This is a genomic window from Rufibacter tibetensis, assembly GCF_001310085.1.
Classification (GTDB): domain Bacteria; phylum Bacteroidota; class Bacteroidia; order Cytophagales; family Hymenobacteraceae; genus Nibribacter; species Nibribacter tibetensis.
Map to the genome: position 1 here is coordinate 1,959,511 of NZ_CP012643.1, position 21,156 is coordinate 1,980,666.

General features: G+C 49.5%; 17 protein-coding genes. 2 read left to right on the plus strand and 15 right to left on the minus strand.

Annotated elements, in window-relative coordinates:
* Nucleotides 1-34: 34 nt before the first annotated feature.
* The 15 genes from DC20_RS07725 to DC20_RS07795 all read right to left on the minus strand — a co-directional run bounded on the left by DC20_RS07725 (nt 35) and on the right by DC20_RS07795 (nt 18,585).
* Nucleotides 35-2,056 carry a DUF3857 domain-containing protein gene (locus DC20_RS07725; protein WP_062543295.1) on the minus strand — a complete coding sequence of 674 codons (2,022 nt, stop codon included), beginning with the start codon at nt 2,054-2,056 and terminating at the stop codon, nt 35-37.
* Between the two features lie 86 nt (nt 2,057-2,142).
* Complete coding sequence (locus tag DC20_RS07730) at nt 2,143-4,056, minus strand: DUF3857 domain-containing transglutaminase family protein (RefSeq protein WP_071885404.1); 1,914 nt, start codon at nt 4,054-4,056, stop codon at nt 2,143-2,145.
* A 29-nt stretch (nt 4,057-4,085) separates the two neighbouring features.
* Nucleotides 4,086-6,119, minus strand: coding sequence for a DUF3857 domain-containing protein (locus DC20_RS07735; protein ID WP_062543297.1), 2,034 nt, complete (start codon nt 6,117-6,119; stop codon nt 4,086-4,088).
* 588 nt (nt 6,120-6,707) lie between these two features.
* Nucleotides 6,708-7,991 (minus strand): carboxypeptidase-like regulatory domain-containing protein, encoded by a 1,284-nt coding sequence (locus DC20_RS07740; protein WP_062543298.1) that lies wholly within the window; start codon nt 7,989-7,991, stop codon nt 6,708-6,710.
* Between the two features lie 195 nt (nt 7,992-8,186).
* Entirely contained in the window at nt 8,187-10,091 is a 1,905-nt protein-coding gene (locus DC20_RS07745) for a DUF3857 domain-containing protein (protein WP_062543299.1), read from the minus strand.
* Nucleotides 10,092-10,323: 232 nt separating this feature from the next.
* On the minus strand, nt 10,324-11,682 hold the full coding sequence (locus DC20_RS07750) for a sensor histidine kinase (protein ID WP_062543300.1): 1,359 nt from the start codon (nt 11,680-11,682) through the stop codon (nt 10,324-10,326).
* Entirely contained in the window at nt 11,672-13,051 is a 1,380-nt protein-coding gene (locus tag DC20_RS07755; protein WP_062543301.1) for a sigma-54-dependent transcriptional regulator, read from the minus strand. The genes DC20_RS07750 and DC20_RS07755 overlap by 11 nt, the downstream gene beginning before the upstream one ends.
* 223 nt (nt 13,052-13,274) lie before the next feature.
* Nucleotides 13,275-14,228: an adenylate/guanylate cyclase domain-containing protein gene (locus DC20_RS07760; RefSeq protein ID WP_062543302.1), complete on the minus strand. Its 954-nt coding sequence runs from the start codon at nt 14,226-14,228 to the stop codon at nt 13,275-13,277.
* 48 nt (nt 14,229-14,276) lie between these two features.
* A complete protein-coding gene (locus DC20_RS07765) occupies nt 14,277-14,564 on the minus strand; it encodes a GNAT family N-acetyltransferase (RefSeq protein WP_062543303.1) in 288 nt (95 codons plus the stop codon).
* 31 nt (nt 14,565-14,595) lie between these two features.
* Entirely contained in the window at nt 14,596-15,231 is a 636-nt protein-coding gene (locus DC20_RS07770) for an alpha/beta hydrolase (protein WP_062543304.1), read from the minus strand.
* 5 nt (nt 15,232-15,236) lie between these two features.
* The gene (locus DC20_RS07775; protein ID WP_071885572.1) at nt 15,237-15,791 is read right to left on the minus strand and encodes an NADPH-dependent FMN reductase; all 555 of its coding nucleotides are present in this window, start codon (nt 15,789-15,791) and stop codon (nt 15,237-15,239) included.
* A 43-nt stretch (nt 15,792-15,834) separates the two neighbouring features.
* Complete coding sequence (locus DC20_RS07780) at nt 15,835-16,209, minus strand: cupin domain-containing protein (RefSeq protein WP_062543306.1); 375 nt, start codon at nt 16,207-16,209, stop codon at nt 15,835-15,837.
* A gap of 71 nt (nt 16,210-16,280) precedes the next feature.
* The gene (locus tag DC20_RS07785) at nt 16,281-17,222 is read right to left on the minus strand and encodes a ring-cleaving dioxygenase (protein WP_062543307.1); all 942 of its coding nucleotides are present in this window, start codon (nt 17,220-17,222) and stop codon (nt 16,281-16,283) included.
* 9 nt (nt 17,223-17,231) lie between these two features.
* Nucleotides 17,232-17,942: a pirin family protein gene (locus DC20_RS07790; protein WP_062545867.1), complete on the minus strand. Its 711-nt coding sequence runs from the start codon at nt 17,940-17,942 to the stop codon at nt 17,232-17,234.
* 106 nt (nt 17,943-18,048) lie between these two features.
* Nucleotides 18,049-18,585: a YceI family protein gene (locus DC20_RS07795; protein WP_062543308.1), complete on the minus strand. Its 537-nt coding sequence runs from the start codon at nt 18,583-18,585 to the stop codon at nt 18,049-18,051.
* Nucleotides 18,586-18,984: 399 nt separating this feature from the next.
* Between DC20_RS07795 and DC20_RS07800 the strand changes: the two genes are divergently transcribed.
* Entirely contained in the window at nt 18,985-20,235 is a 1,251-nt protein-coding gene (locus DC20_RS07800) for an efflux RND transporter periplasmic adaptor subunit (RefSeq protein ID WP_062543309.1), read from the plus strand.
* A 228-nt stretch (nt 20,236-20,463) separates the two neighbouring features.
* Nucleotides 20,464-21,153 carry an ABC transporter ATP-binding protein gene (locus DC20_RS07805; RefSeq protein ID WP_062543310.1) on the plus strand — a complete coding sequence of 230 codons (690 nt, stop codon included), beginning with the start codon at nt 20,464-20,466 and terminating at the stop codon, nt 21,151-21,153.
* Nucleotides 21,154-21,156 lie beyond the last annotated feature (3 nt).

A 21,156-nucleotide genomic window follows, 5' to 3' on the forward strand; every position in this document is an offset into this window, starting at 1 on the left:
AGGCTGTTTTAAGAAGAAGGACTTAAAACAAAGGTTAGCTTTTTTTCTTCAAGACAATTTTCTCTGCGTGCTTGGCAACCATCCGGTTATAGAATTCACGCAGGTTGCCGTACTCAGAGGCTTCAAACAAGGTTTTGTTGATATTGAGCTTACTTACGACTTGCAGTTGGCCGTTGATCATCTGCGCTACATACGTGAATTTGGCGGCGTTGCCGGGCAGGGTAACGGTGGCAGGCTTCGGCATCTCTTCCAGGTCATAACCTTCAGGTAGCTGATAGGTGAACGTGTACGTTTCATCTACCGGCGTGGCGAAGTCAATGGGGAATTGCCGGGTGGCTAGTTTGAACGGATTCTCGTCCAATGCGTGGGTAAGCATAGGCGAAACATACAGCAAAGAAGCGGGCTCCCCCTCTCCGGTTCTGTTCAGTTGGTACTCCGTTTTTAGAGTCTCCTGTAAATTCTCCAGGTTGTGGATTTTCACATCCTTCCGCACCCAGTCTGGTCCGGCATTGGCGAATTCTTTGATGTACGTCTCCTTTCCTTTGTTCCGGATGGAAGAGCGGGCCTGCAGGGCAGGTACCCCTAAATACTTTTCGGTTAATGCGCCAGTTACCTCGCCGGTAGGCTGGATTTTAAGGTTCCCCGACACTAACTGAGCGTTTTTCTCTGACCCGGTGAGGGGCACCCATTTCCCGGCAGGCGCCTGGAACACCCACCCTTTTCCGTTCAGGCAACGCATAGGTAGCATCCCAAAGGGTAAGTCTTGCTCCGTGGCATCCAGCGAGTAATTTTTACCTCCTACAGACACGTAGGAAATCACGTAATTGAACTTGCTGATCATAGGCGAGTTCATCACTGGCCGGCCGTGCTCCCGGGTGCTGACCAGCATGGGGTGGGCAGCCACTCCGGCTTCACGCAACAGAGCCGTGAGCAGCAAATTTACCTCAGAGGCAGAACCCAGGCGGTTGTCAAAAGCTTTGCGCAGGTTGTCGGTGTAAATGCTGTTTTTACCATTCCAGCGCATGTTGCTTTTCACATACTCCATCACGGCTTTCACTTTTTCCAAAGAATCGGTTTTTCCGGCTACCAGCCCCTCAACGGTTTTCTTCAGGTAAGCCGTATTGGTGAGTTGCCCCCCAAACTCTTCTTCTTTCAGAAGCTCTTTGGTAAAACTCTCCCAGTCACCAGAGACGTACCGAGGTGGTTGGTCATCATTATACTGGACCTTGGAGAGCTCAAATTCTATTTTGGAGATATAGTCGCTGGCACTGGAGAGGTAGGGCTCTGCTGTGAAAGCCGGCACATCTTTCATCACCCATTGGTACTGCACCACTGCCATAGAGATAGAGCCATTTTTATCCACTTTGGCATAGCCTACATCATCTGTATAAGAGTAGGCCGCCGTCTTATGCTCTATCTTGGCGTCTTTTATATGATACGGGTGAACCCCATACGTAATTTGCTTGTAGTCAAAGAACGGAACCATGCCCACCCGATACTCACTCCACTTCACCGGAATGTTGTGCTGAAATTCCCACTCCCGCAGCAGCTTGATGAAATCTGACGTGATGGTATAGGACAGCTCAATCACGGATCCTACTTTCACGCCAGGCATGGTCAACTTTTTCAACCGCCAGTTGGCATCTCTCTTCTCGTCAAAAATAGCTTTGTCATCCAGTTCTATTTTCACCTGCTTGCCGCTTTCCATGTTGTAGGTCACGCCTTTTATATTGCGCACTTCTTCGCGTCTTCCGTCTTTTTGCACGTAATACGGAATCACAAAATCTGCCTCATCTAAGCCATTCTTTTTCAGGATTTTGATTCTGATGATGCGCTTGAACTGCAGCTGCGTGCCTTTAGTAAAAGAAAAGGAGGACTCTCCCAAATCATGCAGCACCACCGCGGAGGCACTGGTGTCTGGGGCATAAGAAATCATCTTCAGGTCCTCTGCCGTGACCTGCCCCATTTTGAAGGGGTTATCAGAATAACCCGGGGTGCTCACGCCTACCACTAACAGCAGCACTACCAGCCAGGGCTTTAAAACATTGGTATACATACAAAATAAAGGGTTTAGTAGTTGGGTAGGAGGTAAAAAGAGCCTGCAAAAGGGATATCTCTCCTTTCTTTTGCAGGCTCCAAAGATCAGGTGGTTTCTGCGGCCAGTACCACTTGCTGCTGGTCTGCCCTGGAAACCTGCTTGAGGAAGTTCACCAACTCCATGTACTTGGCGGCGGAATGGCGACCTTTGTGCATGGTGAGCTGGCGTACGTAGATAAGTTTGCTGCCTTGCATCTGTACCTGTGCCTGGTACTCGCCAAATGCCGAGGCAATTTTCACAGGCTTGGGCATGTTTTCAGCTTTATACCCCGCCGGAATCTCATACTCCACACTGTCTACATCATGGAAAGACATAGACCAGACAACATCCTGCTTCCGGCTTTCATCTGTAGCGGGCACGCTGGTCCAGCGGTTCATGAGGTTGGGCGTAATGAAGAGACGCTTGCCACTTACTGAGGCCAGCTTAGGCAACTCAAGTTGCAGTTTCTCTTTGACTTCGGGCGCACCTTTCACCTTTTCTAAGGTGTAGTTCTTGATCTCGAAGGCCGGAATCTGGGTGTTCCGGTAGAGCCACTTGAGTTGTTCTTCCGGAGCATATTGCTGCAGCACTCCTTTTCTGCTTTCGTGCTGAATACCGGTAAAGTAGGTCAAGGCCTCTCCTACTCCGGTGCCCTGCGCATTCAACTTTACCTGTACCGCACGCTTCTGAATGTTGTCCATCGCGGCAAACCGCGGAGTAGACACCAGTTTACCGCCTTCCGGGGTGATCAGCAGGGAGTAACGGTCACCAGTGGAAGAGCCGGTGTACCCGGCATCGGCCATTTGACTGGTGCATTCCAGCCAGACGGTGTCTTTGGCGGTAGGCACACACACTACTACGTGGTTGAACTGGCTATTCGGGAAATCCTTCAGAACAGGGCGGTTGTCATCACCGGCATAAATGAGGGCGTAATGGCTTTTGATACCCGCTGCGTCTAACAAAGCTTTGGTGTAGTTACTTAAGGCCTTGCAGTCTCCATAGCCTTTTCCGTCTACCATAGAAGCCTCAAATGGCTGCCACCCGCCAATGCCCAGCTGAATAGACACATACCGCGTCTTATTCTGCATGAACTGGTAAATGGCCTTGATCTTCTCTTCCTGGGTAGGCAGGTCTTTCACCAAGGCCTGGACTTGCTGCTTGGTGGCCTCCGGAATCTGGTCACGGCCTGCGTTTAGCTTGTTCTGCCACTCGCCAAAAGACTTCCAGGTTTCCAAAGTTCCGGCGTAGCCTTGTACTTCAAAGGCACCCGGCGCCGTGCTGACCATGGGAACCAGTTCGTGAAAAGGCGGGCCGTACGGTTGCCGCTCAATAGGAGCCAAATCTTTTACTTCCCAGGCGTACACTTGCTGCGAGCCTTCCTGCTTTACGGTTGCTTTTGTGGGCACCAATTGCTCATGGTACCGCAATGGCATTCCGGCAGGCATAGTTACCTGGAAAGAGGCTTTCTCTACTGCCAGTTTTTCTCCGTCTAAAGGAGCCCAACGGGTGTAGAACAGCATGTTGGAAGAGGTGGTCTGGTACTCATACTCCACCGTGTATGGGTAAGATGGCGTAGATAAAGCCGCTACTTTTACCCGGTTGTCTTCATACAGAGAAAAATCACTGGTGTTGCTGTAATCCTTGATTTCAGAAGTCTTCAGCGTTCCTACTTTCTTGCCCAGCATGTCATAGACTGCACCTTTGATATAGTCTACTTTGTTCAGCTTGTCATAGGGGACTACCAACCGGGCGTGTCTCTTCCCTTCTTCATTCAGCACCGTCACCGCTATCTTGATTCTTTCAGTAGCAGATTTTGGAGAATTGACGGTAAACGTAGTTTCCTCCGTGCGGATCACCGCATTAGCACCCTTAGACAAGGCCGGGTTAATGGTGAGCGCAAGGTACGTGGGCATGTCTCCGGCCCAAGAGGTGGCACTCACCAATAAGGAGAGCAGAAGTACTGTCAGTCGTTTTTGCATGGATTTAAGAAAATAAGCCTGAAAACAGATTATCCTTTTTTCTTTAACACAATCTGTTCTGCGTGCTTGGCTACCATCTGGGTGTAGAACTGCTTCAGGTACTCGTATTCTTCGGCGTAGAAAACGGGCTTGGAGATAGTCACTTTGCTCATGATCTGAATTCTGTTTCCAGTTGCCTGAAGCATGTAGGTAAATCTTCCGCCGTTTTCGGGCAATGCCACAACCACGTTTTTAGGCATCTCCTCTACCGCATACCCGTCTGGAATGGTGAAATTGCAGATGTACACCTCTTCTGTAGGATGCCCGAAGTCTACCGGGTATTTCCGGTTATTGTTCTTGAACGGATTGTCTTGCTCCCCTTTCAGGAGCATAGGGTTTAGGTAGATGATGTCTTTGGTCTGGTCATCTCCTACGCTGGCTACCTCATACTGCAAGCCCAATGGCTTGTGCACTTCTTTCAGGTTCTGCAGCACGGGCGCTTTCCGCTCATATTGATTCTGGTTGCTGACGATTTTCTCCAGGAATTTGGCTTCTCCTGCTTCCTGTACACTGTGGCGCAGGTTAACCGCCCAAAGGCCACTTCTGGACTCAGTCACTTTCCCGTTCAGAATTCCGGTAGGCAACACTTTTATTTCTGCGTTCACTAACTCAGTTGTTCTGTCTGCTGCCTGCAATGGCACCCATTGACTCCCGGCTTTTGTAAGCAACCTACCATCGCCGTTCAGGCATCGTTTTGGCAATGCGCCTAATGGCATGAATGGGTCTGTGGCATCTATCAAAATGGTTCTGTCACCTACTTTAGCCGAAGCAATTACATAGTTGAATTTGCTCAGAACTGGTGAATGCGGGGCGCGGCCGTTGTCGCGGGTGCTTAACACCACTGGGTTTGCTTCAAAACCGGCATCACGCAACATGGCTACCAGCATCAGGTTGATGTCTGCTGCGTTCCCGGTTTTGGTGTCAAAAGCTTTGCGCAGGGTGCTGGTGACATATTTGCCGCCGTTTCCATTCCATTTTACTGATTTCTTCACGAATTCATAGATGGTGTTCAGGCGGGCCAAGGTATCCGTAGCAGCAGGCAGGGCAGCAACTTCGCTTTTGAAAAAGCCCGTACGGTTCAACTGCAACCCGAAACGCTCTTCTTTCATTAATTCTTCTGAAAAGCTATCCCAGTTACCAGCGTATCTTTTAGGGATTTCACCCGGAAACCGCTCCCACTCCAACTCAAACTCTATTTTTGAAATGTAATCACTAACAGTGGTAATGTAGCTTTCTGAGGTAATGGCTGGCACGTCTTTCATCACCCAGCGGTGGTTGACGGTTGTAGCGCTGATTGTCTCTGAACCTCCAGATGAGCGTCCGCCGCCAATACCTGGTTCAATGGAGCTGCTCCACCGCACGGTGAAGGTTGTGCTTCCAGGCAAGGATTCACTAATCACAAACGGCTCATATCCCTGTTGCACCTGCTTGTATTCAAAATATTGCGGAATAGAGGCCCTGTACTCACTGTACACCACCGGAATAGAAGACTGGAAAGCCCAGTCGCGCAGGTTGAAGATGAAATCTGAGGTTACTGTGTAGGAGACCTCCAGCACTGAGCCCTCTTTTACAGCCGGCAAAGTGAATTTTTTATTAAACCAGTTCGCTGATTCCTTTTCGTCAAAAACGGCTTTGTCTTCCATTTTGACTTTCACCACTTTGCCGCCCTCCATGTTGTAGGTAACGCCTTTGATGTTGACCACCTGCTCTTTGCTGCTGTTGCGCTGGTAATAAGGCACCACCACGTTTGCCCAGTCATAGCCGGTTTTCTTTAAGATTTTGATGCGCTGAATACGCTCAAAATTCACTTTGAAGCCTTGGTTGTAGGTAAAATAAGAACGGCCGTAATCTGCCAGAATCACCGCGGCGGCACTGGTGTCTTTGGCATAAACCTGCATTTTGATTTCCTCTTCTGTCACCTTCCCGAATTTGACGGGGGTTTCCTGGCCGTAAGCCAGAGAATAGAACAGAAGGAATGTCACCGTCAATAATGACCGTGTGTTAATAAGGGTAGAGTTGGGCATAGAGCGGGAGTTTTTAATAGATGATATAGATGTATAGTATTTGTGTTCTTTAGATATAGTTTTCTTTCCTGGCTAGTAGAAACAGCACTTCCCTGTATATGTATATTACAACCAATACCCCACTCCATTAAGAGGACAATAGATAGACCACCTTACTCATCCTGAGGGCAACAATGATGCAAAAACAAGGCAGGTTCTTTTTATTCTCTGCAGATTCAACTTCTCTTATTTACAAAAACAGTATAGATTATTCTTTCATAAATTCCATCACAATATGTAACTATTCCGGCTACAAAACGTTATTCGTATCAAAAATTTTAAAAAATTTTCTAAGCCCACCTCCTTAGCACCAATAATTTTAATTATTCCAACAATTACTTCTATTCTGCTTCTACTTTGGGAGGGTGTTAGGAGGGTGAAATAGGATAGGCAACAGCCTCGTTACCACTGATGTAAACCTTACATTTATTAAATTGAAACACACAGGTGTACGTCCGCCTTTTTTCAAACAAATAAAGAGAAGAGCCCTGGCGTATTCTGATTTCCTGAAGGCGATGAACGCTACTTCATTTCTTCGTCTAAAGTGATTTATTCCACTGCCTGAGGAGCATAGTCCAGCGGGAGCATCTCGGCTAGCTTCTCAAAAGCCCAGTAACCCTCCACCACATGCGAGTAAGGGTTCAGGATCATTCCATTGGGCTCAATAAAGGTATACGGCTCCAGCAGGGTAAGCAGGGAGGTTTGGTAGGTAGGAGTGCGGCGTTTAGCGAAAGCGCTTTGGTTTATGTAATTCAGCTCTTCCTTTTCTTTGGTGTATACTACATTCAAGTAGTCTAAAAATTGAAGCCGGTGCCGGTCACCGGTGGGTTCAAGCACCACCATCTGGTCGTACGGGATCGGATCTTTGTGTAGAAACGCTACTGTCTTATCTACCCTGGACATGCGCATCCAATACGTGAGGCTATCTTCATTGCCATTAGAAGAAGGAGTAATGACCATCTGGTTACCCATCTGACTTCTGGCTCTTTTCAACCCAGCCTGTATCTCTTCCTCGGGGGGGCGACTGGGGTTAGGCAGCCGCTGCAATCTTCTCACATTGAATCCCTCGGCCTCTAGGGTATTGTGGTACAAGGCGCGCGTAAAATGCATCATAGACCCATGATAGGCTTTCAGCCGCGCCGCCGCCCAGCGTTTTTGTTGTGCTTTGCCCCGGGGTTTTAGTTCTTCAAACCTGGGGTGCCCGGCATGGAAGATCTGCCCATTTTTGAAATCGGCCTTGAACTCTTCCAGCACAAAATGCAGTCGATAGCCTAAGGCTTTGCTTTCAATAATCAATGGTTTAGCAGCCTCCGCAGTCAAGACCCGCTCCTGAGGATCAAAGTGGAAATACAGCACATCTGCATTGATGATTTCGGTTTGGGCCGCATTGGCAGATTGTCCAATAAAATGCTTCAGGAAGACGCCGTAGTTATACCGCCAGTTCGTATCTGGTCGTACCACTACCTCTTGCAGCGCATTCGCCTTAGGCATCACCTCAAATCTAAAAGTAAGCTGCTGCCCGGCCTGCAGCGTAAACTTATGCGAAAGCGTTTCATACCCCAGAAAAGAAACTACCAACTCATGGCTTCCGGCGGGCAATGAAGTCAGTTTGAAAGTGCCGTTCTCCGCAGAGTTGGTGCCATACGTAGTTTGGGCGATGAAGACAGTGGCAAATCCCAATGGCTGCTTGGTTTGGGCATCTATTACGGTGCCAGACACACTTCCGTACCTACCGCTCTGCCCCAGTGCGCTTCTGCTTGGGCAAAACCAAAGCAGCAACAGAATCATAAAAAAGAGCGGCAGGCGGAAAGATGTAAAAGCAGGGAGGAACATAGGAGTGTCTTATCTGGGGAAAGATACACATCTGCCTTACATTCTTCTGAGGAAGGCACCCGATTTTAACATCCTTCAACTAAAACAGCCTAGAAACAGAAAGCAGCCACAACACCTTTAGATGATTAAATGTCCAACCTTGCAACAGGGATGATTATAAGGATAGCAGATGGAAGAAAGGTGGGGTCCGCAGGTTTACACTTTCTTTTTCAGCACAATCTGCTCGGCATGTTTCGCGATGATCTGGTTGTAAAACTCTTTCAAAAGAGCATACTCCTGGGCAAGAAAAATTGGCTTGGCTATATTGAGCTTGCTTGTTACTTTAATTTTGTTTTCTGCGACCTCTAGAGCATACGTAAAGCTTCCTCCGTTTTCAGGCAAAGAAACAAGTATGTTTTTAGGCAGTTCTTCTACCACATAGCCCTCTGGTAAGGTGAACGAACACATATACACCTCTTCTAAAGGGTAGCCGAAGTCTACAGGGTACTTTCTTGTGCTAAGTTTGAAAGGGTTCTCCACCTGGGCTTTGAACAGCATAGGCTGCAGGTAAATGATTCCATTCTCGTCAAAGCTGCCTTCACTTACAATGTCATACTCCAGGTTAAGTGGTTTCTTGTAGTCCGCTAGGTTCTGGATAGCCAGCTTTTCCCGCTGGACTTTTTGGACCGGACCAGGCTGGGCGTTCAAACCCTTTGCCTCACCCGCTGCCTGAATAGCTTTGCGCAAGTCCACCCCATAATACCCCTTGAATGATTCCTTACCCTTCCCACTCAATACTCCGTCAGGTTGGACCTGAACATCGGCGGTCAGAAAACTCATCGTTTTTTCGCTTGATTGCAACGGCACCCAGATAGTCCCCGGTTTACTTACCATCCACCCTTCTTCATTTAAGCACCGGTCCGGCAGCATCCCAAATGGCAGTACGGGCTCGGTAGCGTCCAGCAGAAACTTTCTGGCGCCAATCTCCAGGTAGCCTACCACATAGTTGAACTTCTCTGGAATTGGGGAATGCCGGGGAACCATGCCGTGATCACGGGTGCTGAGCAAAACCGGCTGAACCGGAAGGCCTGTGCTTTTCAAAATAGCCATCAGCAAGAGGTTGATGTCTGCCACATTCCCGGTCTTTGAAGCCAGTGTTTTCCGGAAACTCTGCGTAGCCAATACCCCATCATAGCCGTTCCATTTCACATTGTTTTTTACAAACTCCTGAACGGCCGCTATCCGATCCACTGGGTCACGAATGTCTTTGAATTTAAGTATCTCGGGCTGGTAAAAATCTGCCGTCTCCAGCATTCTGCCAAAGGACTCTTCTTCCAGCAGCGCCTGCACAAAACCGTTCCAGGTAAGGGATAGCCGTTCAGCATACTCACCAGGCAATCTGATAGACATCATCTGGAACTCAATCCGGGTAACATAATCTTCAATGGTGGTGGTATGGGCCTCTTGCGTAATGGCAGGAGCGTCTTTTAGTACCCATCTATATTCTTTGGTTTTCGTTTTACCTGAAGGCAGAACGCCAGCCTTTACTTCATTGATTAAAAGAGGTTCAAACCCTAGCACATAAGGCCGATAGTTATAATACTCCGGTATGTGGGCTCTAAACTCGCTGTGCGCAACGGGTATAGCACTCTGAAAACTCCACTCCGTGAGGTTAGAAATGAATTCAGATGCAATGGAATAGGTAATATCTAGCACGGCACCTTCTTTGGCCGCAGGCATGGCAAACTTCTTCACGTGCAATGCTCCGTTTTTTTTTAAATCAAAGATAGCATCAGGGCCCAATGGCACTTTTACCACCTGCCCTTTTTCCCAATTGTAAGTAGTACCGGCAATGCTGGAGACCTCCTCTTTTGAGGAAGCACTTTTATGGTAGTATGGAATTTCTACGTTGGCCCATTCCAAGCCTCCTTTTTCTAGGATTTTGATTCGGGTCACCCGCTCCAGGGTAAACTTTTGGCTCAGCGGATTGGGAAAGTGCAAATAGCCATAATCTGCTAAGATGACGACTGCCGCACTGGTGTCTTTGGGGTATAGCCTCATTTTCACCTCTTCTTCAGAAACCACCCCGTATTTTACCGGCGGTTCCTGCGCGAATGACACAAGAGAAGCTAAAAAGAAAAGTAATAACAATGCCCACCGGAAAGACGAGGGGGAGACAAGGCACATAGAATTATTTTGAGAAGTGAGGAAAGCGCCTCCCAAATTACAGATTTTTTTGAATCTTCCTCTATCTCCGCTAAAACAACACTTCAGAACATGCCGCACATGTTGTTGTAAATGGAATGGCCTGCTTCTTAGCGCACCTGTTTTTGGCTTATTTTGCTGAAATTGCCTAAAAACGAAGCGTGAAGGTGGTGCCCTCTCCTAACTCTGAACTGACCGTTAACGAGCCTTTGTGCAACCGCATGATTTGCCGCGATAAACTCAAGCCAATACCGGTGCCGGTAGGTTTGGTGGTATAGAAAGGCAGGAAAATCTGCTCCAGGGCTTCCTCGGCAATCCCGCTTCCGTTGTCAGAGACCTGGATGACTACCCGGCTATCCTGGTCTGGGAAAGCATCTATCTGGAGGTTCTTGATAGGTTGGTCTGCCAGGGCATGGATGGCGTTCCGGATGAGGTTGATGAGTACCTGCTCCAGCAGTTCACGATCGGCAAGGACTTGCAGATCTGCGGAAGGGCAGTTGACCACAAGTTGGACGTGCTCATGGGTGAGTTCTTCCTGGAAAAGCGTTTGCAATTCTCTCAGCATCTGGGCCACTGGGAAGAACTGCTTTTTAGGAACGGGCACCCGTGCCAAACTCCGGAAATCCTGCACAAAGCGCACCAAGCCATGGCTGCGACGTTCAATGGTTTGCAGCGCCATGCCCATGTCTTCGGTTTCCTCGCGCTGCAGCAAAATCTGCTCGCTGGGTTGTGCTTCTAAGACATCTTGGATATCAGCGGCCACGCTGCCCGCCAAGGAAGAAATAGGCGTCACCGAGTTCATGATTTCATGGGTGAGCACCCTAATCAGGTTCTGCCAGGCTTCCATCTCTTTTTCTTCCAATTCCCGCTGAATGTTCTGAATAGAGGCCAACCTAAAATCTTCGCCGCGCATGACCAGATCAACCACAAACAAAGACACCGGCACGCGCTCTTTGCCGCGTTTAAGCTGCAGCACTTTGCTTTGGCCGGCGGGTAATTGCAGTAGTTGCTCCATTAACTGAGGAGCCTCTGCTTTGAGGTGTTCCACGTGGGTGAGGTACGGCACCTGCAACAACCGCTTGGCCGCATTGTTAATGAGCTGGATCTCACCCGTTTTCTTAAATGTGATGATGCCAATACCAATGTGCTGCACCACCGTCTGGAAATACTGGGTAGTGGCTTCTTTCTCAGAGCGGATGTCGCGGAATTTCCGGATGACCTCATTGTAGCGCTGGTAGAGCTCGTCAAAGACTTTCCCTTCACCGCGCGAGGAGAAAACCTCAGAAAAGTCATCGTACTTGATGGTGTTCAGGAATTTGATGAGCCGCTCGGTGGTATTTTCTATAAAAAGGATGAGCCCCACCGTTTGCACCACAATCAAAACGCCAATGGCCACTTGCGTGGCTACCAGAGAAGATCTGAAATCTACCTTGAAAAACAGGAACACCGACGCCACCAGCAGCAGCACCCGTACCACTACCTGATACCGGAAATTCTTAAAGCCCATACTTCTCCAAGCGGCGGTACAGCGATGCGCGGGAAAGACCCAGTTCCTTGGCGGCTTTGGAGATGTTGCCATCGTACTTGCCCATGGCCTTGACTACCGTGGCCCGTTCTACCTCATCCAGGTTATGCGTTTGGGGCATGTTTTCAGAAAAAGAGGGCTGTTGCATTTGCAGGAAGAAAAAGTCCTGCGGCTGCAACACGTGGTTTTCTGAAATGATAGATGCCCGCTCCAGCACGTGCTCCAGTTCCCGGATGTTACCGGGCCAGTCATAGCGCCGTAACCGCTCCAGCGCCGCTGCCGAGACAGACTTAGCGGGTTGCTTGTACTTCTGGGCGTAGCGTTTCAGGAAATGGTCTACCAGCAGCGGCAGGTCTTCTACCCTATCGCGCAGGGCGGGCAGATTTAATTCAATGGTGTTGATGCGGTACAGCAAATCTTGCCGGAAACGCCCTTGCTGCACCATCTGCTGCAGGGGCATGTTGGTGGCGCAGATCAGCCGTACGTTGATGGGAATAGGTTGCCCGGTGCCTACCCTGATTACCTCGCGGCGTTGCAACACCGTGAGCAGTTTGGCCTGCATGGCCATGGACAGATTGCCTATTTCGTCCAGAAACAACGTGCCGCCGTTCGCCATCTCAAAGCGGCCTACGCGGTCTTCTTTGGCATCGGTGAAGGCGCCTTTCTTGTGCCCAAACAATTCGCTTTCAAACAAGGTCTCGGTGAGTGAGCCCATGTCTACGGAGATGAACACCTTATCTGCCCTAGCCGATTGCTGGTGCAGGCTTCTGGCAATGACTTCCTTGCCCGTGCCGTTCTCGCCCAGGAGCAACACATCGGCATCGGTTTTGGCCACACGGTTCATGAGGTGCAACAACTGCTGCATGGCCGGGCTTTGACCAGTAATCAGGTTTACACTTTGACTTAACTGAGACGCCAGTGCCGAATTGGTTTTCTTAAGCGTGGTGATTTCTTTGTAAGAGGTCTTCAGCTTAGACGCTGCCGATAAGGTGGCAATCAGTTTCTCATTTTGCCAAGGCTTCAGCACAAAGTCCGTAGCGCCTTCTTTCAGGGCCCGCACCGCCATTTCCACATCGCCAAATGCCGTAATCATGATGACTACCGCCGATGGGTCTTTTGCCAAGATTTCCTTGAGCCAGTAAAAACCCTCGTTGCCGCTGGTGGTGTCTTCACGGAAGTTCATGTCCAGCAGGATGAGGTCATAGGTGTCCTGGTTCAGGAGGAACGGGATCTTACGCGGGTCTTTTTCAATGAGCACCTGCTGGGCATACTTCTTCAGCAGCATCTTGGCCGAAAAGAGAATGTCCTCGTTGTCGTCTATGATCAGGATTTTACCTAGGCTTTGTTCCACGGCGGCTGGTCTTTTTGTAAAAAGGAAAACCTAAACTGTGCCAGATGGAGGAAACTGCGCTAGAGCGGCTGGCAAGGTGAATTTACAAAATCAACCTAAATGTTGGTGTTCACCGTTGAACAAAAAAGTGTCCGCTGGTGAACACTTTTAACAATGAGGGAAACAAAGAATTACCCCTACTTTCTAGAAAACAGGCTTAAAGCGGAAGATTGAAGAAGCCTTTTTACACTTTCTCCGGCACGGGCACGTGAGCATGCTGGTAGGGCTTGCCGATAAGCTTCACCTCAAAGGCTCTGGTTACCCCTTTCAGGTTCAGATGGGCCGAACCGGCAGCATAAGGCGGGTTCCTGAGCAGGGCATAGGCCTGTTCAGAAATCACGAAACTGTTGTTGACTTCCTTGGTGGCGGCTTGCAGGCGGGCCGCAATGTTTACGGGGTAGCCCATCACGGTGAGGTTATTGTTCAGACCAATGCCTACGTTCCCGTAAATCACCTTGCCTACGTGCACGCCAATGCCTACCTCAAAGGAGTGGCTGAAGTAAGGGCGCATGTAGGTATTGTTGAAGATTTTTACGTCTTCCAGGATTTTAAGCCCGGCCAGCACCGCAGATTCTGCCGCACTTCTGATTCTGGCCTCTAACCCGAAAACAGCATACAAACCGTCTCCGGCAGTGTCAATGATTCGGCCCTCATACTGCTCTATGGCGTTGCGCAGGAGCGTGAAAATGCGGCGCATAATATGAATGACATCAAAAGGCAAATGAGATTCTATAAAAGGAGTGAAATTGCGGATGTCAATGAAGAACAAGGCTAGTTTACGGCGTACGCCCATCACTTCAGTGATCCCTTCTTCGTCACCGTTCGTGAAGATGTAATGGTCTGTATCATCCTTGATCAGCCGGTGCACCTTCACCCCATCGCCTCTTACCTTAGATTGGCAGGCGAGCCGCATGTTATCTGGCAGGCCCAGGGCAGCTATGATGCTTCTTTCATAGCTGGTTAACTCAGACAATTGCTCCTTGCCTTCCAGTACCAGCACCCGGCAGGTAGTACACTCACCTTTTCCGCCGCAGGCATGGTAATGCGGAATACCTGCCGCCAAAGCCGCGTCCAGAATGGTTTGCTGCTCCGTAGCCTGAATCACTTTTTCGCCTTTGAAATCAATCTGGAAGGACATACTTTTTGCCGGTTTAGGGGTACATGCGTTAGCCGTTGCTTTGCTTCCCTAAACTAACTTATTTTTTACTAAGTGTTGATACGCTGGGTGCTTCTTTAAAAACGCTAACATGTACGGGCACAGCGGAACCAACTGCATCTTTTCGGCCTCCAGGTACTTTAGCACGTGGGTAGACATGGCCGCTGCCAAGCCACGGCCTTCCAGTTCTTCGGGCACAATGGTGTGCAGCACTGTCATCACATCACCTCTTAACTTGAACTGGATAAAAGCGGTCTTCCCTTCTACTGTAGTTTCAAACTTGTGGGCAGCCGGGTTATTGATGATTTCTGGTTCCATGACGATCTTCTGAAAAAGCCTGTGAAATAGGTTAGTCTCTTTCCTTGCCGGAGAGAATCTGCATGGCCAGTGTTATTTCCTCCTGCAGAATAGTATGAGGCCTGCCTTTGTAGAGCTTCTTCGTGACCACGGCATTTATTCCTTCCAAAACCTTGACAGTTTCCTCTACCCGGCTCACCGGCACGTGCGGGTCTGGGTCACCCGTGGTGATCAGGACCGGGGTTTTCTGGAAGTCTCCTTTGTAGTTGCCCGTGTCCAGTTGCGGACCAATCAACCCGCCGGTGAACAGGAACAACCCGCCAAATTGCTGCGCGTTTCTAGCCGCGTATTCTGATGCAAGGCAAGCGCCTTGAGAGAAACCCAGCAGGTAAATGTTTTGGCTGCTGATGCCCTCCCCGGCAATGGTTTTCACCAGGTCATGGATCTGCTCCAAGGCAGAATCCAATGCAGGTTGGTTTTGCTCCGTAGGCGCCATAAAACTGTACGGGTACCAACTATGATTGGTGGCCTGCGGTGCGAACAGAGAAAAGTCGTCTACCGGCAGATGATCTGCTAAAGACAAGATGCTTTCTGCGGAGGCTCCCCGCCCATGGATCATGATCAGGGCCTTGCCGGTTTCAGACAAAGGCTTGCCGTGCGAGATAACTTGTTTTTTGTGGGTATACATAGCGTTTAGTGTAACACGTGGGTGGCCTGAATGGCTTTACCTAACCATAGAAAATCGTCCAGGAATTTATCTAGCCGGCTTGCGTAAGCGGCATCTATTAATTGTCCGTCCTGAAATAAGGTTTGTACTTTGGGCGTGATGAGGGAATTGGGCAGTACAATCCCGTTCAAGGTGAGGGCGTAGTGCTGCAGGCTTTTGGCTGCGTTGATGCCACCCAACATGCCCGCCGATACAGCCACAATACCGAAGGGCTTATGATAGTACTCTTTGTAGAAGTAGTCCAGGGTGTTTTTCAGGGCGCCGGAGTAGCTTCCGTTGTATTCCAGTGAAACCAGGATCAACCCATCGCTCTGGGCAATGGCGGCGCTGGTTTCCTTCATCTGTTCAGAAGGTTCAGCGGTTTTGTCAAAGGTATTTTCCAGCAAAGGGAAGTTCAACGCCCGCACGTCCAGCAAATGGATGGTGTGCCCTTTTTCTTCCAGTCTTCTCCCTACTTCCAACGCCACCTGGTGGGACTGCCGCTGCGGACGGGCACTCCCAGATACTACTACTAGTTTCATGGTGTGTTTTTTAGAAATCAACAGTAAACGCCTTCTCCCAGAACTACTCTTCCGCCTTCGCTTTCAAGGTAATAAAAATGGAACTCCTAACCGCGGGAATCAGATTTTTGGTGCGGTGGCCTTTGCCGGTGGTGTCTTCTACCAGCAGAATGTCACTGGCTTTGAACTGGCGTTTCTTGCCCAATGAGGTTTCAATCTCAATCTCGCCGTCCAGGAGCACGATGAACTGCCGGGCTGGGGCCGTGTGGAAGTCATAGTCATAGGTGGGCAAAACCTTCCGGAAGATGATGCTTTCCACCTCCTCCGGTTCTGACAGAAAGCCAATCTCCCCCACAGAACGCAGGGGCTTGGCAATCTCTTCAAAATGGCTTTCCCCGTGGGCATCCACGTACACGCGGGTTATCTTAAATACTTCCATTTCTGGTCTGGTTTTAAGAAAACAGGCCTGAAAAGCTGCTTAAAAATTGACCTGAAGCGGCTTTCCAGTTTTTAGTCCAGTTTTGGCAAAACAGCCTCAATATCGGCGCGGCGCGGTTCGTACTGCGGAGGCAGCAACAAGCTGGAACCTAGTTTATCCCAAGGCTCATCAATCCCGAAGCCCGGATTATCAGTGGCAATCTCAAACAGCACCCCACCCGGCTCCCGGAAATACAGTGAGTAGAAGTAGTTGCGGTCAATCTTATTTGTGATTTGTAGACCTAGGCCGGCGCGCATAACTTTCTGCTGGAACTGCATGAGGGTATCCTCGTCTTTCACCCGGAACGCGATGTGGTGGTTGGTACCGGCCCCGCCGATGCCCCGTGCTTCGTTCGGCAACTCTACTAGGTCAATGATAGCGGCGTGCTCCACGGCATCGGTGATGTAGCGGTAGCGATTGCCGCTTTTCTCCAGTAAGGTGTAGCCAAACACATCGGTCAAAACAGCTGCCGTGCCTTTGATGTCGCGCAGGGTCAAGGTCACGCTGTGGAAGCCTTTGGTGGCCACGCTGGCGTTCACTTCGTTTGTTTCCCAGGCGACCCGGTTGTCCTGGTTTTTAGGGATGACCAGTTCCAGTTTCAGACCATCTGGGTCCAGGAAGGTCAGGTACTGCTCGCCGAATTTCTCAGAGGGCTTGTTGTAGATGACGTTGTGCTTCTCAAACCGATCGATCCAGAAATCAAAGCTGCCTTCAGGCACAGAGTACCCAATGTTGGTGACCATGCCGGTGCCGGCGCTGCCGCGGCGGGCGCCTTCATAGGGGAAGAAGGTTAAGATGGTACCCGCACTGCCGCGCTCATCACCGTAGTACAGGTGGTAAGTGCCGGGGTCGTCAAAGTTGACGGTTTTCTTGAGCAGGCGCAGCCCCAGGACTTTAGTATAGAAGTGTACGTTCTTTTTAGCCGACCCTGCGATGGCCGTGATGTGATGCAGGCCTAATATTCTATTTTCCATGATGCGTGATTAGTGGTTGACAGGCACCTCAATGAGGAGGAATCTGCTATCGGTTTGGAAACTAAATTGAAGCTGATTTGTGTCCCAAAGGCCCAGCGCTTCACGGTCAGTCAACGGTTGGTCATTTACTTCAAATGAACCGTTGATGTTGAAGACGAAGAGGCCTTTGTTTAGGGGGTTAAAAGAATACGTAAGCGGCTGGCCTTTCTCAAAGTACCCCAGAGAGAGTTTCGCGTTCTGGTTTATCCAACAGTGGCTCTGCCCTTCCTCGTTGCTCACAATAGTGGTCAGCTGGTTTACCCGTTTATCTTCGGGGAAAGAGCGGCGTTGGTACCGGGGCGTGATGTTCTGCAGCTTGGGCTCAATCCATATCTGCAGGAAGTTGACCTCGTCCTGGCCCACGTTGTGCTCTTCGTGTCGCATGCCGCTGCCGGCACTCATAATCTGCACCCAGTCTTTGTGCACCGTTTCTTTGTAGCCCAAAGAGTCAATGTGGCTCATAGAACCGGAGAGCATCACCGAGATGATCTCCATGTTGGCGTGCGGATGAATGCCGAAGCCGTTTTCCGGGTCCACATAATCATCGTTGAATACCCGCAGCAACCCAAAGCCTGCCCTTACCGGATTGTAGTAGCCAGAAAAGCTGAAGAGGAAATTGCTTTTAAGCCAACCTATATCTTTCAGGCCTCTTTGTGCGGGAGAATATCTCTCTAGTTGCATGCTTTTTGTTTTTGAGATTGTACGGGTATTAATAGAAAAAGAGCCCAGCAAATTTGCTTTACTCCTTGGTTTTCAAAACGATGCTTAAAACAAGGTGAGCAAGGCCTTAGACTTGCTTTACCAACTGTATCTCGGCTTGCAACTTGATCTCGTCGCTTACCACTACGCTACCAGCTTCAGTTACCGCGTTCCAGGTCAAACCAAACTCTTTGCGGCTGATTTTACCGGTTACCGTGAAACCTGCTTTGGTCTGGCCATAAGGGTCAACCACAATTCCGCCGAACTCTACATTCACCGTCACTGGCTTGGTAATGCCTTTGATGGTTAAGTCGCCGTGCAGTTTGTATTGGTCACCTCCTACGCTCTCGTAGTTAGAACCTGTGAAACGGATTTCTCCGTGGCTGGAGGCATCAAAGAAATCAGCAGATTTCAAGTGGGTGTCGCGCTGCTCGTTGTTCGTGTTGATAGAGTCCACATCGGCGGTGAACACTACGTTGTTGGCACTGGTGAATTCCTCATCAGCGGTTTCGGCTTCCACGTGGAAACGCTGGAAGTAACCAGTCACCGTAGTGATCATTAAGTGTTTTACTTTGAACTGAACTTCACTGTGCATTGGGTCTACTGCCCATTTGATAGTTGCCATAGCTTTACTTTTTTGTTTAGTTTAACTTTTAGTTCTCTTACTGAGCTGATGCTACAAATGTATATACATTTAATGTACATACATATATACGCGCGTAAAAGTTTCATAATATTTTTTCTTTCCCTTTCTACTTATCCAAAAAGCTGATTAAACCTGCAAAATAAAAGCGCAGACACTACCAGAAATAAATGACCTTGGTGGTGCCGCGCTGGTTACAGAGTAGTTTTATAAAACAGGAAAAGGCTGCACGGAGATGAAGTGAGGATGTTCGGGCATGAACAAAAAGTGTCCGCTGGCGCACACTTTAGAAACAGAACAATTGCTTTGCATCTGATAAACAGGTATTTATAAAAGTGGCACAGCTATTGGCAGAGATAAGTCAACTTAGTAGTTTTTCCCATGGACCGTATCATTGAAAAGAAGCGCTGGACACCAAAGAAGATTGCCGGATATGCCGCTGCCGTCCTCCTCATAGGGTTGGTGACCTACTTCATTGGTTTCGCCGATAACAGTTCTAAACTGAACGTGGAAAGCCAGAAGATTACCATGGCCACTGTGAGCCAGGGTTCTTTTCAGGAGTTTATTCCGGTAGACGGCACGGTGCATCCCATTAAAACCATCCTGATTCCGGCGGTGGAAGGCGGTACCGTAGAAGAGAAATACCTGGAAGGCGGTAAACCGGTCAAACAAGGCGACCCCATTCTGAAACTCACCAACAACCGGCTGGTTTTGGACTTCATGAACCAGGAAACGCTCATGAACGACCTCATCAACAACCTCCAGAACTCCAAACTTAGCCTGCAACAGAATAAATTTAACCTGAGACGCCGTTTGGCTACCTTAAACGCCCAGGTAGATGCCGCCAAAGACATTTACGAACGCAACATTTCATTATTTGAAGCCAAAGCCGTGTCTCAGCAGGAATTCTTTGCCTTCAAAAGAGAGTATGACCGCCTGAAAGCCGAGCGGGTGATTGAATTGGAGTCACAGAAATTTGAGGAGAACAACGCCCGGCAGCAGATTGCCCAGTTAGAGGCCACCATTTCCCGCACCAGCCGCAACCTGCAGATGATGGAAGACAACCTCAAGAACCTGTACATCAAAGCCCCTATCTCTGGTCAACTTTCCTCTATCCAGGTGGAACTGGGTACGCCAGTGCAATCGGGTCAGGTGATTGGCCAGATAGATGACTTGAGCGGCTTTAAAGTAAAGGCCGAGTTGGACCAGCATTATGTAAGCCGGGTCTTCGCCGGACAACAAGCTTCTTTCACCTACAACGGCCAGACCTACCCGCTGGAGATTGCCCTGGTGTACTCAGAAGTAACCAATGGCCGCTTCCCGGTAGACATGAAGTTCATTGGCAAGGTCCCGGAAGGCATCCGCCGCGGACAGACCCTTCAGATCAGATTACAATTGTCTGATCCGGCCCCAGCGGTGTTACTGCCCCGGGGCGGGTTCTACCAAAGCACAGGCGGCGCCTGGGCCTATGTGCTGGATGAAACCGGCAAAGTAGCCACCAAGCGCAGCATCAGGCTAGGTCGTCAAAACCCAGAGTACTACGAAGTCTTGGAAGGCCTGAAACCCGGCGAACAGGTGATTGTCTCTTCCTATGACGCCTTCAACGACAAAGACAAGCTAGAGCTGAAGTAGTTCTGAGTCTTGAGTTCAGAGTTGAGCACGCACTCCGTCCCCCTTTGAAGGGGTAGGGGGATGACCAAGGAGATGGAAAAACCAGAAAGCGACATAAGTAGAAGATAAAAGATGATTCTCGGGAGTGCCAGATCAGCAAGAGAAATCATCCCCCTACTCCCTTCGAAGGGGGACTGACCTGTAGAGTAATCAAACAATTAACAACCAGCCATAAACAACCAAAAGGATATGATAAAGACTGTCAATCTTCAGAAGAAATATACCACCGATGAGGTGGAAACCACTGCTCTAGTGAATGTGAACCTTAACGTGCGCCAAGGCGAGTTTGTGGCCATTATGGGGCCGTCTGGCTGTGGCAAATCCACGTTGCTGAACATCATCGGGTTGCTGGACAATCCCAGTAGCGGCGAGTTCTATTTCTTAGATACAGAAATTTCTAAATTCAGTGAGCGGCAGCGGGCGAACCTGCGCAAAGAGCATTTAGGCTTCGTGTTCCAGAGCTTCAATTTGATTGATGAACTGACGGTGTACGAAAACGTGGAACTGCCGTTGATTTACCTCAAAGTAGGCAACGCAGAACGCAAACAGCGCGTGGAGCAGGTACTGGAGCAAATGCAGATTGCCCACCGTCGCAACCACTTCCCGCAGCAGTTGTCGGGTGGACAGCAGCAGCGGGTGGCCATTGCCCGTGCGGTAGTTTCCAAACCAAAGCTGCTTCTCGCGGATGAGCCTACCGGTAACCTGGACTCAGCCCACGGTCAGGAAGTGATGCAGCTGCTGAGCGCCTTAAACGAGCAAGGCACTACCATTGTGATGGTAACTCACTCCCCCACCGATGCTGACTACGCCCACCGCATTGTAAACTTGTTTGACGGTCAAATCATCTCTGAAAACGTGAAAGAGCTCGCCATCCTGTAACGC

Coding starts and splice junctions, on each gene's coding strand:
- DC20_RS07735 (WP_062543297.1), bottom strand. CDS start 6,119: ATGCCCAACTCTACCCTTATTAACACACGGTCATTATTGACGGTGACA.
- DC20_RS07770 (WP_062543304.1), bottom strand. CDS start 15,231: ATGTATACCCACAAAAAACAAGTTATCTCGCACGGCAAGCCTTTGTCT.
- DC20_RS07775 (WP_071885572.1), bottom strand. CDS start 15,791: ATGAAACTAGTAGTAGTATCTGGGAGTGCCCGTCCGCAGCGGCAGTCC.
- DC20_RS07785 (WP_062543307.1), bottom strand. CDS start 17,222: ATGGAAAATAGAATATTAGGCCTGCATCACATCACGGCCATCGCAGGG.
- DC20_RS07805 (WP_062543310.1), top strand. CDS start 20,464: ATGATAAAGACTGTCAATCTTCAGAAGAAATATACCACCGATGAGGTG.
- DC20_RS07750 (WP_062543300.1), bottom strand. CDS start 11,682: ATGGGCTTTAAGAATTTCCGGTATCAGGTAGTGGTACGGGTGCTGCTG.
- DC20_RS07765 (WP_062543303.1), bottom strand. CDS start 14,564: ATGGAACCAGAAATCATCAATAACCCGGCTGCCCACAAGTTTGAAACT.
- DC20_RS07725 (WP_062543295.1), bottom strand. CDS start 2,056: ATGTATACCAATGTTTTAAAGCCCTGGCTGGTAGTGCTGCTGTTAGTG.
- DC20_RS07800 (WP_062543309.1), top strand. CDS start 18,985: ATGGACCGTATCATTGAAAAGAAGCGCTGGACACCAAAGAAGATTGCC.
- DC20_RS07730 (WP_071885404.1), bottom strand. CDS start 4,056: ATGCAAAAACGACTGACAGTACTTCTGCTCTCCTTATTGGTGAGTGCC.
- DC20_RS07740 (WP_062543298.1), bottom strand. CDS start 7,991: ATGTTCCTCCCTGCTTTTACATCTTTCCGCCTGCCGCTCTTTTTTATG.
- DC20_RS07790 (WP_062545867.1), bottom strand. CDS start 17,942: ATGCAACTAGAGAGATATTCTCCCGCACAAAGAGGCCTGAAAGATATA.
- DC20_RS07795 (WP_062543308.1), bottom strand. CDS start 18,585: ATGGCAACTATCAAATGGGCAGTAGACCCAATGCACAGTGAAGTTCAG.
- DC20_RS07760 (WP_062543302.1), bottom strand. CDS start 14,228: ATGTCCTTCCAGATTGATTTCAAAGGCGAAAAAGTGATTCAGGCTACG.
- DC20_RS07780 (WP_062543306.1), bottom strand. CDS start 16,209: ATGGAAGTATTTAAGATAACCCGCGTGTACGTGGATGCCCACGGGGAA.